This window comes from Xenorhabdus hominickii, from assembly GCF_002632725.1.
Lineage (GTDB): Bacteria > Pseudomonadota > Gammaproteobacteria > Enterobacterales > Enterobacteriaceae > Xenorhabdus > Xenorhabdus hominickii.
On sequence record NZ_NJAI01000009.1, the window covers coordinates 16,958 to 30,699 of the forward strand.

At 40.9% G+C, this 13,742-nt stretch carries 14 protein-coding genes and 1 pseudogene; 1 reads left to right on the forward strand and 14 read right to left on the reverse strand.

Annotated elements, in window-relative coordinates:
- Window positions 1–18: 18 nt before the first annotated feature.
- Window positions 19–651 carry a hypothetical protein gene (locus tag Xhom_RS21925; protein WP_099139858.1) on the reverse strand — a complete coding sequence of 211 codons (633 nt, stop codon included), beginning with the start codon at window positions 649–651 and terminating at the stop codon, window positions 19–21.
- 207 nt (window positions 652–858) lie between these two features.
- Complete coding sequence (locus tag Xhom_RS31535) at window positions 859–1,035, reverse strand: hypothetical protein (protein WP_169928512.1); 177 nt, start codon at window positions 1,033–1,035, stop codon at window positions 859–861.
- 579 nt (window positions 1,036–1,614) lie between these two features.
- On the opposite strand from Xhom_RS31535, the gene Xhom_RS21930 reads away from it, so the two are divergent.
- Complete coding sequence (locus Xhom_RS21930) at window positions 1,615–2,622, forward strand: RepB family plasmid replication initiator protein (RefSeq protein WP_099139859.1); 1,008 nt, start codon at window positions 1,615–1,617, stop codon at window positions 2,620–2,622.
- A 456-nt stretch (window positions 2,623–3,078) separates the two neighbouring features.
- Here the strand turns inward: Xhom_RS21930 and Xhom_RS21935 are convergent, their stop codons facing one another.
- From Xhom_RS21935 to dnaE, 12 genes and pseudogenes are all read right to left on the reverse strand, one after another.
- Entirely contained in the window at window positions 3,079–3,312 is a 234-nt protein-coding gene (locus tag Xhom_RS21935) for a hypothetical protein (RefSeq protein ID WP_099139860.1), read from the reverse strand.
- Window positions 3,313–3,705: 393 nt separating this feature from the next.
- Window positions 3,706–4,110, reverse strand: a complete 405-nt coding sequence (locus Xhom_RS21940) for an SPFH domain-containing protein (protein ID WP_099139861.1) — start codon at window positions 4,108–4,110, stop codon at window positions 3,706–3,708.
- Window positions 4,101–4,655: a hypothetical protein gene (locus Xhom_RS21945; protein WP_099139862.1), complete on the reverse strand. Its 555-nt coding sequence runs from the start codon at window positions 4,653–4,655 to the stop codon at window positions 4,101–4,103. The genes Xhom_RS21940 and Xhom_RS21945 overlap by 10 nt, the downstream gene beginning before the upstream one ends.
- Window positions 4,648–4,818, reverse strand: coding sequence for a hypothetical protein (locus Xhom_RS31540; RefSeq protein ID WP_169928514.1), 171 nt, complete (start codon window positions 4,816–4,818; stop codon window positions 4,648–4,650). The genes Xhom_RS21945 and Xhom_RS31540 overlap by 8 nt, the downstream gene beginning before the upstream one ends.
- Before the next feature lie 290 nt (window positions 4,819–5,108).
- Window positions 5,109–6,200 carry a recombinase RecA gene (locus Xhom_RS21950; protein ID WP_099139863.1) on the reverse strand — a complete coding sequence of 364 codons (1,092 nt, stop codon included), beginning with the start codon at window positions 6,198–6,200 and terminating at the stop codon, window positions 5,109–5,111.
- A gap of 2 nt (window positions 6,201–6,202) precedes the next feature.
- Complete coding sequence (locus Xhom_RS21955; RefSeq protein ID WP_099139864.1) at window positions 6,203–6,463, reverse strand: hypothetical protein; 261 nt, start codon at window positions 6,461–6,463, stop codon at window positions 6,203–6,205.
- The gene (locus Xhom_RS21960; RefSeq protein ID WP_099139865.1) at window positions 6,460–7,401 is read right to left on the reverse strand and encodes a 5'-3' exonuclease family protein; all 942 of its coding nucleotides are present in this window, start codon (window positions 7,399–7,401) and stop codon (window positions 6,460–6,462) included. The genes Xhom_RS21955 and Xhom_RS21960 overlap by 4 nt, the downstream gene beginning before the upstream one ends.
- Before the next feature lie 58 nt (window positions 7,402–7,459).
- A complete protein-coding gene (locus tag Xhom_RS21965) occupies window positions 7,460–8,407 on the reverse strand; it encodes a regulator (RefSeq protein ID WP_099139866.1) in 948 nt (315 codons plus the stop codon).
- Between the two features lie 134 nt (window positions 8,408–8,541).
- Window positions 8,542–9,081, reverse strand: coding sequence for a hypothetical protein (locus Xhom_RS21970; protein ID WP_099139867.1), 540 nt, complete (start codon window positions 9,079–9,081; stop codon window positions 8,542–8,544).
- A 279-nt stretch (window positions 9,082–9,360) separates the two neighbouring features.
- Entirely contained in the window at window positions 9,361–9,810 is a 450-nt protein-coding gene (locus tag Xhom_RS21975; protein ID WP_099139868.1) for a hypothetical protein, read from the reverse strand.
- Window positions 9,811–9,895: 85 nt separating this feature from the next.
- Window positions 9,896–11,082, reverse strand: a pseudogene (locus tag Xhom_RS21980) (helix-hairpin-helix domain-containing protein); the annotation flags it as partial.
- Window positions 11,083–11,298: 216 nt separating this feature from the next.
- Window positions 11,299–13,665, reverse strand: a complete 2,367-nt coding sequence (gene dnaE, locus Xhom_RS21990) for a DNA polymerase III subunit alpha (protein ID WP_099139943.1) — start codon at window positions 13,663–13,665, stop codon at window positions 11,299–11,301.
- Between the last annotated feature and the right edge of the window lie 77 nt (window positions 13,666–13,742).

Below are 13,742 nucleotides of genomic sequence, written 5' to 3' on the forward strand. Positions count from 1 at the left end.
AAACGCCATTTAAAATGGTTACAGATTACGATGCCAAGATAGATTAATTACGTTTGAATCGAGTTCTTTTGGGGTGTTTCCTAGCTTTTTGTCTATCTTATCAATAAGTGAATGACTAACTTTTTCGATGTAGATAGCGGTGAGCTTTGAGTCTTTTGTTAGAAAGTGACCATAGGATTTTTTAATGACCTCTCTGACTTCCTCAGCGGATTTGCCGCCCATAGCTAGGTGATTGAATTTAGAATGTATATCCAGCATCTTTTCAATATCACCGCTAATAACACTACGAATTTGCCCGAATCTTAGGATTTCGCCAGTTTTAGAATCCGTTAGTGCAATAACTTTGCCTTTGATCAACCTGTTTTGCCAAGTTGTACCTGCTCTTAGCGTATTGAACACAGAAGATTCTAAACCTACGTAGGGAGCACGAAAGGAGATTGATGGCACGAATCTAGCACAGGTTCTTATAATCGCTTCTGCGTGACCCTCAGTAAGTTTTAGCGCACGTTGTACGGGGCAGTTGGAAATGATTGCACAAATTTGGCATAGATGGTCGTTACGGGTGAGTAGTGAATCAGGCTCAATAGTGTAGACGCCTGTTTCCAAGCGTCTGACCCTCTTATGTTTCTGTTTGTTAGGGTTGTTATTCATGGAATTTGCCTTATTTGTCTTAATGTTGTAGGCAAATAATATCTGAATTTATTTAGCTTGTGCTGATCTGCCTGTTTTTATTTATTATCAGGTATTTTTATGGTGATGGGGAACTGTTTTACCTTTTTGTCGAGATTGTTGGCAACAATGTGTTCAAATTCTTCAAAAGTATAAAATGGCGATTGCTATTCAGTAATCATAGAATCACTAATTTGAATCATAGGTTGCGCGAGGCCATCCAAAGCGTTCTTTAGGGTGTAATGGGTGTTGTTCTGTTGGCATTAGCTCGCCTAAGTAAATACCAACTCCGTAAATTGCAATACATTTTTGACCTTCATGCAATTTAACACCAAAACATGCGACAATTTCATCACCGATATTCATAGCTTTTCCTATAATATTCTTGTATGGATAATATTATTTATCATTAAGTTAGGCGTAAAAGAATACTCGATAGGTAAGTTATTTTTGTTATTAACAGGACAGATCCCATAATAAGTACCAAAGAGATCCATATTAAGATCCAATAGATCCCCGATCTTGGTAGGAAGCGTCAGTAAAGGCCTAGAACGCTATTAGTGACCACTGTAAAGAGTAAATTGACCGCTATGATAAGCAATAGTGACCACTGTAAAGAGTAAACAGTCCAGTGCGGTGAGTAATAGCGACCACTATAGAAAGTACGGGCAATATTTTATCCACTGGTAACTTTTCGACATATTAATAGGACAGATCCAATAATAAGATCCAAAGAGTGTTTAAAAAGTACATAAATAACTCTTTTTATATTTTATTCATAATATCAGTTAGTTAAATAATATTATGACCACTGTAAACAGCACAAAGACCACTGTGGAGAGAAAATAAACCACTATGGAGAGTGACATAACCGCTATGGACAGCAATAATAAACCACTATAATGAGTAAACTGACCTTAGAAAGTGAATAAAAGGGGATTCATCTTGTCCGAAAATTCCTTAATAAACGGAGAGTTAATACCAGCCTTTTCGGAAGTTAGGAAAGATACAGGCGAGTTAATCACATTGATGCCTAACACGAATAACACTGTCCAGCCAGTTGCTCTCATGCGGCTAGGGCTATTTGTGCCCACACTGAAATCTACAAATCGCAGTAAGAGAAACCTCATGTCTTCGATGGACGCTACCGAAGAATTGAAGCAGTTAAGCCTTGCCAAGTCCGAGGGGTACAACAATATCAAGATAACTGGCGAACGACTTGATATGGATAATGACTTCAAAACATGGGTAGGAATTATTCATTCGTTTGCTAAACACAAGGTAATTGGCGACAAAGTAACACTCAAGTTTGTTGATTTCGTTAAACTGTGTGGCATTTCCTCAACACGTTCATCAAAACGCCTTAGAGAGCGACTTGATGAATCTTTGCGGCGTATTGTTTCTACTACGTTATCGTTCACCAACGATACAAAAGCGTATCACACTCACCTCGTTCAATCAGCTTTCTACGATACCGAAGCGGACACCGTTACGATAAAAGCTGATCCTGAGATATTTGAGCTATACCAGTTTGACCATAAGGTGCTTTTGCAACTCCGAGCAATAACCGAATTATCCCGTAAAGAGAGCGCTCAGGCACTTTATACGTTCATTGAGAGTTTGCCTTGTAATCCGGCTCCGGTATCAATGGCGAGGCTCAGAGCAAGGTTAAATCTTAAATCCCGTGTGAATACACAAAACGCAACAGTTCGCCGAGCAATGGATCAGCTACGTGAGATAGGTTATTTAGATTTCACGGAAATTAAAAAGGGCAAGGTAGCTTATTTCATGATTCATGAAAGAGCGCCAAAACTAAACAAAACAAAGCCTGTTAAAACCGTTAAGAAAGCGAAGACTACTAAAGGGAGTGTAAAACAGGGTGATACTGTTTTGGCTGAATTAACCAGAGAAGAATTAGAATTAATTGAAAAAATAAGAAAATCAAAATCTTAAATAGAAATGACCACTGTAAAGAGTAGGTGCTCCTTATAGTGGTTTTTTATGCAACCTGATTGCAGTGTGACGCCGTAACTATTGTTTCTCCATTGAATATCACAGACCCGTTATTGTGCTTCTTATAGTGGTCATTTGTGTCATATCTATATGACATAAAATTTTTTTCTATTTTAATTCGGGTGGTGAATATGCAGTGTCATTGATCTTAACAACGTACTGTTTCCCGAAATCGACCACTATGACCGGCACTTTTACTCTCCATAGCGGTCTTGCAATACATAACCCGTTTAACGAAATGGGCTGTGCTGCTGGTGGATAGTATGGCTTTAGCTGTATTACAGAACAGCGCCAATAAAGATCACAGTAACGACCACTAAAGAGAGTAACTTCCGTATCATTTCTGAGCTATCTTGTTTTATTACAATTACGTGTTTTTTTCCTCTATGACTCTACCTATAAGGTGTGAACCTTGAGACAGCGATTCTTTTTCTCATACCTTGCCTTCTTATCTTGCTCTAACAATGCGTCTTTTGCTTCTAGCAGTTTACGCAACCCTGCGGACTTCTCAGCGCACTTAGAGAGTAATTTATCCATTTGCATTGCTAAGTCGCCAATTGGCTTACTGACAGCTTGCAGATACGTCGGGAGGTGGCTGTATTCAAAAAACTTTAAGATAGGTGATGCCATAGGGTTATCTCCGTATTCTGGCAATTTCCGATTTGATACTAGGTAGACAAATGAACACCCAAGCCCAACATTTCAAGAACGGGTTTTTGTCGCCTTTGCGAGAAAGAGATTCAAACATTAAACCCGCACCGCCGATGTAGAGTAAAAATAAAACAATGGAAAAATGATTCATTTACTTCCTTTTTGTAAGTATTTAAATACCTATTTTACGAGTTAATTTAAGCAGAGTAAACAAGAGGAGAAAGCAGCCGTTGAACAACTTCCATATCCTTTTCATTTGCGCACAAATAAAACATATTTACCTAATTAAGAAAATTGTAATGTTTATTTATTTAAGTTATTTTAACACATTAAAAAAGGCGCTAAATAAGCACCTTTATTTATTTATAAAAATTACTTATTTTTATCAACCGAAATAAATGGAATAGGAGTATCACCGCCAATATATTGAGGCATTACACCGTTCCACTTGTTGACCGCTTCTAACTGGATAACTTCTGGGTTTTTACGTAACGCATCACCACGTAGTGTAATTGCTTCCGCTTCTGCCAGCGCTTTCAATTTGGTTGATTCAGCCAAGCCACGGGCTTCTTCGATAATCTTATCTGCTTCTGCTTTAGATTTTTCAACTTCGTTCTGTCGCATCTGCGTTTCTTGGACAGCTTTGTTTTTCTTGTTGATAGCGTCAACAACTTCTGGTGGGTAATCCATTTTACCCAACCAACTGACTTTTTGGATTTCAATGCCAACTGGTGACAATTGGTTTTTCAAATCTTCGGTTACTTTGTTTAGCAACATTGCTTTGCCGCCAGCGGATAAGCTATTGATTGTGGTAGATCTTTCTTACCGGCTTTACCTTTTTCCAGTAGAGCGGTCAGTTTATCTAACGTACCTTGCAGTTTTGCAATTTCACGATTGGCAGCCGCTTTTACATCGTCAGACAAACGTTCATGAAAAGCTTCTTTTTTGAGAATCTCAGGTGGGTTAGTGATATCTCCAGTACGGTAACTATTTAGCGTACAAGGAATGCCAGAGCTGAAATTTGGTGAGGTAATGAGATTAACAAACTGGCTCATTGACATTGAGAAATCGAGTAGATGATTGTCGATCTCTTTGTCACGTAATTTATCGTACCAAACATCAGCGGCACTCCGGCGATTCTCCTGTGCCAGAGATACCGTGAAATGCATAAAAACGTTGTGGGTCAAGTCAGAGGCAAATAAATCTGTTCCAGTTGAATTAGTGATATTCATGGAGACAATACCGAACGCAGGGTGGCGCTTTATTGTTTCACCATTTGGTTTTTTGATAATTTCTGGGGCAACTTTTACATGTTTAGTCATTACTGATTACCTTTTCGTTTAACTTAATAAGCGCACGTTTAGCTTGCGCTGCACTGCGGATATAAAACATTCTTTCCAACAAGTACGCCTTTTCTTTGGGTATTTCTGACAGAAAAGACATATTTGCGTTTATTGTTTGTCGGTACATTTTTTCTTCAAACATGATTTTTAAACCTAATACGTATTCACTTACTTATTTGTGTGTGTATAGTATCAATTTGAAATAGGCGTACAAGAAATTTCTATAAGTTTATATTCATCAAGGAAGGGTAAATATGATCAATACTTTTATGGAACGCCTAATGGCAGAAAAATTAGAATTAAACGACAAGCTAAACAAACTTGCCTTTTTTCCCAAGGAGAATGTACAAAAGGGATTGTGAGTGAAATTTAGAGCTATAAATAAAACATGAAAGAAAAGGGCGCATGGTGCGCCCTTTGTTGTTTCTGTTATTAGTCGTCTTCTTCTACTTCTGGCTTACTACCGTCCATTGCTGCGTCAGCAAACTCCGCATTGTCGCCATGCCATTTTTCAAGTAAATCGACAATTTTTGCTTTATCTAACTGTCGGAAGATTTCGACAACTTCTTTTCGAGAATGCGTTTTTTCGCCGATGAGAATTTTGCCTGAAGTGTTCTTCTTGAGATAGCCGATTTTCATCATGTGATCGACTAGTGAATCAATAGCATCAATACCAATATCGGTGTCATAATAGAAGCTCCAAGAGGCGTTCTTAAATGGAGAAGCAACTTTGTTCTTGATAACTTTTGCAGTTACAACGTCACCAATACGTTCAGATCCCTCCTTTATTTGCGATTTACCCAATTGAATACGGACAGAAGCATAGAATGCCGGTGCTTTTCCTCCCGGTGCTTTTGTGTTATCACCAAATACCACACCGATATCTTGTCGGCATTGGTTTAGAAAGATCATACACACGTTATATTTATTCGCCCACTGAGCTAACGCAGGGAAGTGCGAGGACGTACAACGAGCCAAAGCTGTGTTGTCGTTCATATTTAAGTTATCTTTGTCAGTGGCTTTCCCGTTTGCTTTCTTCTCAAATTTTTGGAAAATCTGCAAAGGAACCATTGAAGCTAAGGAGTCAAACACCAAGGCAATAGGCGCATCAGGTTTAATCGCTTTGCTGTCACGCAGGGTTTTAACAATGTAAGACGAATATTCAATGGATTCTTCAAACGTTTCAGGCTGTTGGTAAATCCAATCGCCGTCAGTGCCAACATTCAAGCCACACTTCTCGGCAAGCCCCGAATCAAAACTCTTTTCGTGATCCATAAAAATAGCCACGCCACCCGCTTTTTGAGCCGCAATCATGGCTTGTGTTGCAATATACGTTTTACCGCTAGATTCCCAACCGAAAATCTCAACGATGCGACCACACGGAAAACCATTGCGATAACTACCAGAGACGGCTTTATTCAACTGAGGCATACCAGTATCTAGCCAGATTTTAACGTGTTGTTGTTCAGCGTTTTTCTTAACGGTATTTTTGAAAAAATCTTTTAATGCACTGTTCTTTGCCATGATTAAGCCGTCTCTAATGGGTAAATTGTTTTTAATATTTCGATATCAATAACGCCTAAGCCTAAGTTTTTACACACTCGGTTGTGTATGGTCAGGCAGTGGCGATGAAGTTCTCCTAATTCTCGTTCAGTCGGCTCAATTCCACTTGCTTTTATGATGGAACGAATGCGACTTAAGCCGTCACGTCCATGCAATGCGATAATTTCTTTCGCCAATTCAGTCGGCGTTATCTTTACTGTTTTTGAAATGATAGAAGTAATCACGCAGCCACCTTTAAGCCGTAACGATGGAACGGGGTCAAAAAGACGTCCAGATCGTCAAGGATTGAATGAAAGTTATACTCTAAGAATAATTGACGAACCTTTTCAGGATTGTAGCTTGCTGGAATTGATTTGATAGTGTCAGGCTTTAACGGGCAGCCCCGCAGCATCATTAGCGTTAGGTTGCGTTTGAACGCATCCATCATTCCCATGCCTAGCTTTTCATTAAATTCATCGTTAGCCAGTTTAATGAAACTATTACGAGCACGATTCTTCATTAACTCGCCACCAGACAGAACAATTTTTCTGATCTCAGCAACTGAGCCGTATTCAGCTAAAAATTCTCGCGCGCCTTTGTCGCCAATACCGCCCACACCGGGAATAGTATCTGATGAGTCGCCTTGTAACGCTTTGCCTTGAACGAATGCCAATGGCGTATGAAAGCCGGTATCTTCAAAGAACCCGTCGAGGCGTAAAATCGTGTCGTCCCGTTGGTTGATAAACGATACGTTTTCATCAACTAACTGCTTCCAATCACCATCTCCCGAAAGTAGATAAATGTGATCGTAATTAGCCTTTTCATGACCCACGATAAGCCCTGCTAAATCGTCCGCTTCACCATCTTCGGCGATCAACTGTTCAACGCCAAGATAAGAGAATGCTTGTTGGATAATAGGGCGCTGTGCCTTAAATTTGGCTTTCATGGCATCCATATCAGCGCTAGGCGCACGAGTTTTATATTCAGGAAATAATGTGTTGCGCTTAACCGGTTCGCCATCCCATAAAACTATGACACGAGCTTTCATGATTGAGGCATTGCGTTTAACAGATCGTAACGTGTTAAAAATTGCTTGAACTTCCATATCGCCAACTTTCAACTCTGCTGCTGATTGCTGGTGGTAATATCCCTGACTGTGTGCGTCTACTAACAAAAGGTTCATATTTTCCCCTAATGATAAGGGCGCACGAATGCGCCCTTATGGTTGGCTAAATTTACAATTACAGACCGGTTAATTGAGCCATCATTTTTTCCAGTTCATCGTCAGCTACCGGAACATCTGTCGTAATAGGAGTAGATGCAGCAGAAGATGCCTTTGCACTATCCGAACCAGTGAATTCAGCAGCCGAAGCAGCCGCAGCTTCTTCTTTGATCAGTGAATCAGACTTAGTACTGCCACCATCAGCCGGTGCAGAAAAGCCCGGTAATGCTGTGCCAGTAGGGAGTGCCAGAGTTGAGCTTACAGCGACAGAAACGCCAGTCAGTGAGCTAACCGCTTTAGAAGCAATTGCCAGTTTGTTTGCATCAACTTGACCGTTAGCAAAGTTTTCGAGATTGTGCATGGTTGAAAACAGATTCGCAGGAATAGCCGCTTTACCATCTTTGCGAACTGGTGAAACTGAGTATTTGGTTTCACGACCTGCACCTGTACGTTCAACTTTAAAGCAATAACCCACTTTTACATCGAGAGGTAAGCCGATTTCGTCAGCCATATCTTCTTCAATGGATTTCATCAGGTCTTCAAATACTGTTTGAGGCAGTTCAATCAACTGTGCGGCTGAAATGCTGGTCATATCAGGAGTTGGTGTGACTGTGCCATTAACGAGGTAACGCTGTGATGAGCGAATTTCGTTAATCATTTCTTCCATGTCTTTGTTGCCTTTGTAGATGGCTTTTGCTTCCATCACAGCTTCGCAGATCTCACAAGACTCGCCATAGGTTGCAGTTTTACAAACAGTCGCTACAGTTTTATCTTTTCCGTCTTCTTTGGTTTTAACGAAGTGCATACCGAACTGTTGATAGAAAACACCGTTTGGGTCTTCTGGGTTCGGGAAAACTCGAAGATACCGGATACCGATTGGCAGCTTGACAGTATCGACACCACGACCGGCACGTTTTGTTACCATATCTTGACGTTTTGCGCGAATGAGATCTAAAAGAGTTGACATAGGTGATCCTTAATTTGTTTATTTGTTTGGTTAGTTAATTAATTTAATTACGTTACCTGTTTTTTACTGATTTTCAGTGTATAAAATAATAGATCAGTACTTACTTATGTTAAAGATGTTTTTTTAGGGTTGGGTTATTTCTTTCCGGCGAACGTTCCAGCGTTCAAATATTCATAATCCAAAATAACTTTCTTGGAGGCTTGTACGACCATATCTCGGCGGTGTCGCAGGGCTTCTACGGCTGACTTATAAATCTCATATAGCTCTTTGTTGTGATCGTAGTTGCGCCGTGCAGCCGCTAAGGTTCGAGCAATTGGAACAACCTTTTCAGGAAGATTCTGGATAAAAGTATTGTTTAGGTTAAGTGTTGAATCTTCGCCAGAGTAATGGCGCTCTATCTGACTAATAATTGACTCTAAAGCGCTTTCTGACGTTTTTGTGCCGTTCATAGAACGCTCTGATCGCACTACGTTGTAAAGCGTTGAGGACAAGCCATCAATGCGCCGCTTTTCTTCCGACACTGTTCGTTCAGCATCAGACATTTTTGCGCCATACTTCATCATGAGTATCGGTTGGTTAGTCCATACGTTGTTTAGATCACCTAGGTCTATTTTCAAATCCTCGGCGATTTTCTCAATGATTGCGATTTTAATACTACCGGTTCTTTCGCTCATTATTTGCCTATTAATAATAAATATTATTTCTTTTGGTGGTGTGACTTATTACATATGTTTTTATTTATTTAATATTATAAGTAAATAAATACCTATGATTAACAATCAAGAAATTACGATTTATGAATAAGTCATTGGATAATTTGCACCGTTAAAATGAAACTGGACTAACTAAATACACATACTCCACGGCATTTCTATGTCTATTTCCAATTTACCGTCAGCGTGGTATTTACCGCTTGGCTTGAAATACGTCAAATTTAACGTAACCTTTTCCATTTAAGCCGCCTGTTGCTGTTCTGCATAAATTTTTCTAAAATCCGCCACTCGTTTTGTCAACTCATCGAGTGGAAAACCCTGCGATTTCAGCTCATCCAAATCACCGCCTATGTATTCGTTCATTGCTGAGATTCGCTGTTCTGCGCTTGATAAGAAGCGATTCCGGTAATCTAAAAGTTCATTCAAGGCTTTCTCTGTGTTGTTGCTGCTGGCTATATTACGGGTGAAATTATCAAGCATTTCGAGATCGTGCTTCCCGATTAGTCCTTTCGCCACATTTCGGATATGACGATTGACACGTAATCCATCACGTTCAGCCATTGCCTTAGCAATCTCGAAATTTGTTGCCGTTGAAATGAAAGAACCAAAAAGGGAAGCCATAACCATAGCCTTAGCTTTCTCTTTAATTTTTGGAGTAATAACAATGGGATTGTTTGTATTATTTTTCATCTACATTTTCTCATTTACTGCTGAACTAATCTAATAATAAGCCAATCAGACAGGGGGTAAACCCAATCTGAAAGGCTTGCGTTAATTAACCATTTACAGCGTTTGCTACGTCTTCAACAACCTTGATTAACTTCTCGTCTTCTTCTGGTCGGAAGTATAGAATATTAGGGTTGAATGCGTAAAAGACAGTTGCGTCCATTACGGCAAAGTATTCTTTTCTGCCGACCAAATCTGACGGTTTCGATTTGTTGTTGAACAGTGATGCCGCCAAGCTACCAGCCGCCAATATATAAGTCGGTTTAGCTAACTCAATTTCTGTTTTCATATATTCGGTAAACTTGGAGACATCTTCTTTTGCGTAACTTTTCTCGCCATCATTTTTTGCTTTCTTCATAACGCCGGTGATATAGAGATCCCCTACCAAGAAACCAGCGTTAGTCAGGATAGCCTTGAACTCGTTGTAGCCTGATTCCATAAAGTAGCCGCTCTTTACATCACCTTTGCTTGCGCCATCAAGAATGATCATAAACTTAGGCTTACGACCAGTGCGAGGACGAACTAACTCGTTTTTTAAGCCTTCTTCGTCTGCAATGCGGTTCATAAGTAGGTTGATGTTGGCATTAGTCTTTTCGTCCATCACGAACTCACGGCTTGTTTTAACCGCTTCTATAACCAAACTTCCCATTAATTCAGCCTGAGACTTACGGCGTGATTCATCCATTGCCGGTAATTGGTCTGCTTCAATGTTGGCAAATGCCCCCACCGCATCTAAAGATTCAACAACACGGGTGTTACAGGAGCGTTTATTTACTACCTCCATAAACTGCTCTTTGTTGCTGAACGAGCCGCCGACTTTGTTTCTTGCATCTACAATGGCTTTACTGCCGGTTTCAGAGCAGCCTTTAATTGAGCTAAACGGCGCATAAAGCGCTGGACGGCCGTCAATATCTCGGATCTCCATTCGGAAACTGGAAATGTTAATATCAGGCGGCAGAATGGAAATGCCATAGTCAGCCGCATCGTTGACAAGATCTTGATGCTTGTCTTCCCCTAATATAGAAATAGCAGCAGCAAAGAACTCGGCTGGGTAGTAGGTTTTAAGCCACATAGCCTGATAACTGATTAAAGTGTACGCAACGGCATGGGATTTATTGAACGCATAACCGCCGCTTTTTTCAAATATATCCCAAATTTCCGGCGCTCTTTCTTCTGTTAACCCATTATGCTCGGCAACAACTTTTTTAATTTTCATCATTAACCCGCCGTTTATTCGCTTTTACTTGATTTCAGAATATTTGCAATTTGCGTTGAAGATATGCCGAAATGAGACTTGAGCATTTTAAAAGTAGCCCCTGAATTTCTCATCGAGACTACAGTCGCTCTTTCTTTTTCATTCAACTTATTAGAACCTCTCGGCTTTTGTATTTCGTTGGATACCTCATAGTTTTCCTCAAAATCAGGTATTCGATTCCAAATCTCTTTCATGATTTACATCCCAATCTCTATGTCCGCATCTTCTCGAATGATTTCATCGTAGGTTCTAACAATGCCGTCTGTGCAAAGTAGTTTTTCTTTTTTGTGAAATTTCTTCATGCTTCCATCTTCAAGCTCAACAGTGACCCACCCTGCTTGTGCTCTTTCGAGAAAATCAATGCCGATTTTTCTCATCTTATCCATATTCTTTTTGCCGATCGCGGAACGTACTCCATCGGCCTCTGCAAGAGAAAATCCCGCCAACAACTGTGCCGATTTCATGATTTGTTCTTGATAAATAACGACACCGTTGGTTTCTTTCGTGACTTCTTCAATAGATGGATGCAAAGGTGTTGGCGCATGATAACCTTTAGCCACATCAACGAAAGAGTCCAACATACCTGATTGGATCGGCCCAGGTCTGAACAATGCTGTTGTCGCAACGATCGTTTCAAATGTGATTGGGTCAAGTCCGCTGCCTAAGTCTTTCAGTAGCTTACGCATTGGGGCGGATTCAAGCTGGAACACGCCTTTAGTCCGACCATCAGCAAAATTAGCCATGACTTTTGGATCATTAAGGGAAACTTCATCCAGCTTCACCACACCAGCCCCATGACGTTCTTCGATGTAATCCACTGCGTACTGCAATAAATCAAGCGTAGCCAGCCCTAGAACGTCTAATTTGATTAATCCCATATCTTCGCAATGTCGTTTATCCCAATTGATAACACGCTCACCGCCACGTAATTCAATAACTGCACGTTTACTAATCGGCACACTGGAAACAATCATACCGGCTGCGTGACGACCGTAGCTTCGCATCATGTTTTTTAACTTACAGGCTGCGGCAAAGGCTTGTGGGTGCTTTTCGGCATACTTGTCTAACGAAGCAAGTTCTTCTCGCAATTCCTCAAGTGGGATATCGTCACCCTCTTTTGTCGCCCAGCCGACATCTTTAGACACCGCTAAGTCAGTTGCCGGTACGTTAAAGATCCTTGCAGAATCACGGATTGAAGATGCTGCCCCTAAGTAGGAATAGTTGACGATACCAGCGACATAATCTTCGCCGTATTTGTCGTAAAGGTATTGAATGGCAAGGTGGCGTTTTGATTGTGAAAAGTCCAAGTCGGCATCGGGCAAGTCCAGACGTTCAGGGTTGATGAAACGCTCAAAGAGCAAGCCGTGACGGATAGGATCTACGTCAGTAATACCAACGCACCATGCTACCAGTGACCCCCCCACAGAACCACGACCCGCACCTACCGGTATTTTTGCTTTGCGTGAATATTGCATCAAGTCGGAAACCATCAAGAAATAACCGCAGAAACCTAATTTCGTCAGAACAGCCAATTCGTATTTCAAACGGTCAATATAGGTTTGCCATCCTGCTTTTGATGGAGTGTGACCAAAAGACGTTCCGGTTAGCTTGTTACGTAAACCGACTGTTGCCATCGTATGCAACGTAGCGGCTTCGTCGTCTGCCATCTTCGGCAAAACCACGCTCATTTTCTGCCACCGCCATTTGCATTTATTAACGATCTCATCTTGCATGGTCGAAACCATTTCAGGGCTTACCGATACACTCATGCGGTCACTGAATGATTTTAGATTTTTAAGTAGATGAACACGGTCAACAATAGCGTTGTCACGAACAAAAGGTGTTCTCATGCGGTGAACTTGATCTGACTTCACGTTGTTGCAGACTTGGTAGGCAACATCTTTCAGATCAGCGTCTTCTAGTGACTCGTAATAGGCTGGGTAAAACGCTACACGCTTGAGAGAAAAGGCTTCCGCTACGTGTGAAGATTTAATGTTGATCTGGTCAAAGTAAGGTGATGCCATAGGATAAATGGCGGCATACAGGTCGTCTCTGCTGATATCTGCCAATCGACCTATAATAGACTGATAATCACGGCGACGGAAAATACTATCGAAGTCAGCCGTCATGAGCAGAATATTACCTTTTGAATAGGTCGCTACGACTTGTTCAATATCCAAACGGGGTATTTTGTAGAATTGATTTCTCATGTAACCGAGAGAACACAACTCGCAAATATCAGTGAAGCCAGCCTCGTTTTTAACCATAGCGACAAACGAATAACCAAAGTCACGCTTATAATCCAAAACAGGCTCACTAGCATCTTTTCGTGCCTTGTTATCGGCTTCAAGAAATGGATTGTCCACAATATAGAGTCGAACACCTAATACCACGTCAAGCTCGCCAGAAGCCTCTAGCTGCATAGGGATAACAGATGATATGTTCATCGTGTCAGCCGAGATTATCGCTCTGTACCCTTTTTCCTTTGCGAATTTCACCGCATTGGTTGCCTTGATGGTTGATTCCCCTAATGAGAAGTCAGTTCTAGCTAGTAGTGCTTGCATTTTTCTTACCTCGTTTGCCAGCTCCATCATTAGGGAAGCCATCAAATTTTCCAAAAATCACGATCATTCTTTCTTGT

Excerpts from the sequence above, each read along its gene's own strand:
- Xhom_RS21925 (WP_099139858.1), bottom strand. The coding sequence starts at position 651 with ATGAATAACAACCCTAACAAACAGAAACATAAGAGGGTCAGACGCTTG.
- Xhom_RS31535 (WP_169928512.1), bottom strand. The coding sequence starts at position 1,035 with ATGAATATCGGTGATGAAATTGTCGCATGTTTTGGTGTTAAATTGCAT.
- Xhom_RS21935 (WP_099139860.1), bottom strand. The coding sequence starts at position 3,312 with ATGGCATCACCTATCTTAAAGTTTTTTGAATACAGCCACCTCCCGACG.
- Xhom_RS21940 (WP_099139861.1), bottom strand. The coding sequence starts at position 4,110 with ATGTTGCTAAACAAAGTAACCGAAGATTTGAAAAACCAATTGTCACCA.
- Xhom_RS21945 (WP_099139862.1), bottom strand. The coding sequence starts at position 4,655 with ATGACTAAACATGTAAAAGTTGCCCCAGAAATTATCAAAAAACCAAAT.
- Xhom_RS31540 (WP_169928514.1), bottom strand. The coding sequence starts at position 4,818 with ATGTTTGAAGAAAAAATGTACCGACAAACAATAAACGCAAATATGTCT.
- Xhom_RS21950 (WP_099139863.1), bottom strand. The coding sequence starts at position 6,200 with ATGGCAAAGAACAGTGCATTAAAAGATTTTTTCAAAAATACCGTTAAG.
- Xhom_RS21960 (WP_099139865.1), bottom strand. The coding sequence starts at position 7,401 with ATGAACCTTTTGTTAGTAGACGCACACAGTCAGGGATATTACCACCAG.
- Xhom_RS21965 (WP_099139866.1), bottom strand. The coding sequence starts at position 8,407 with ATGTCAACTCTTTTAGATCTCATTCGCGCAAAACGTCAAGATATGGTA.
- Xhom_RS21970 (WP_099139867.1), bottom strand. The coding sequence starts at position 9,081 with ATGAGCGAAAGAACCGGTAGTATTAAAATCGCAATCATTGAGAAAATC.
- Xhom_RS21975 (WP_099139868.1), bottom strand. The coding sequence starts at position 9,810 with ATGAAAAATAATACAAACAATCCCATTGTTATTACTCCAAAAATTAAA.
- dnaE (WP_099139943.1), bottom strand. The coding sequence starts at position 13,665 with ATGCAAGCACTACTAGCTAGAACTGACTTCTCATTAGGGGAATCAACC.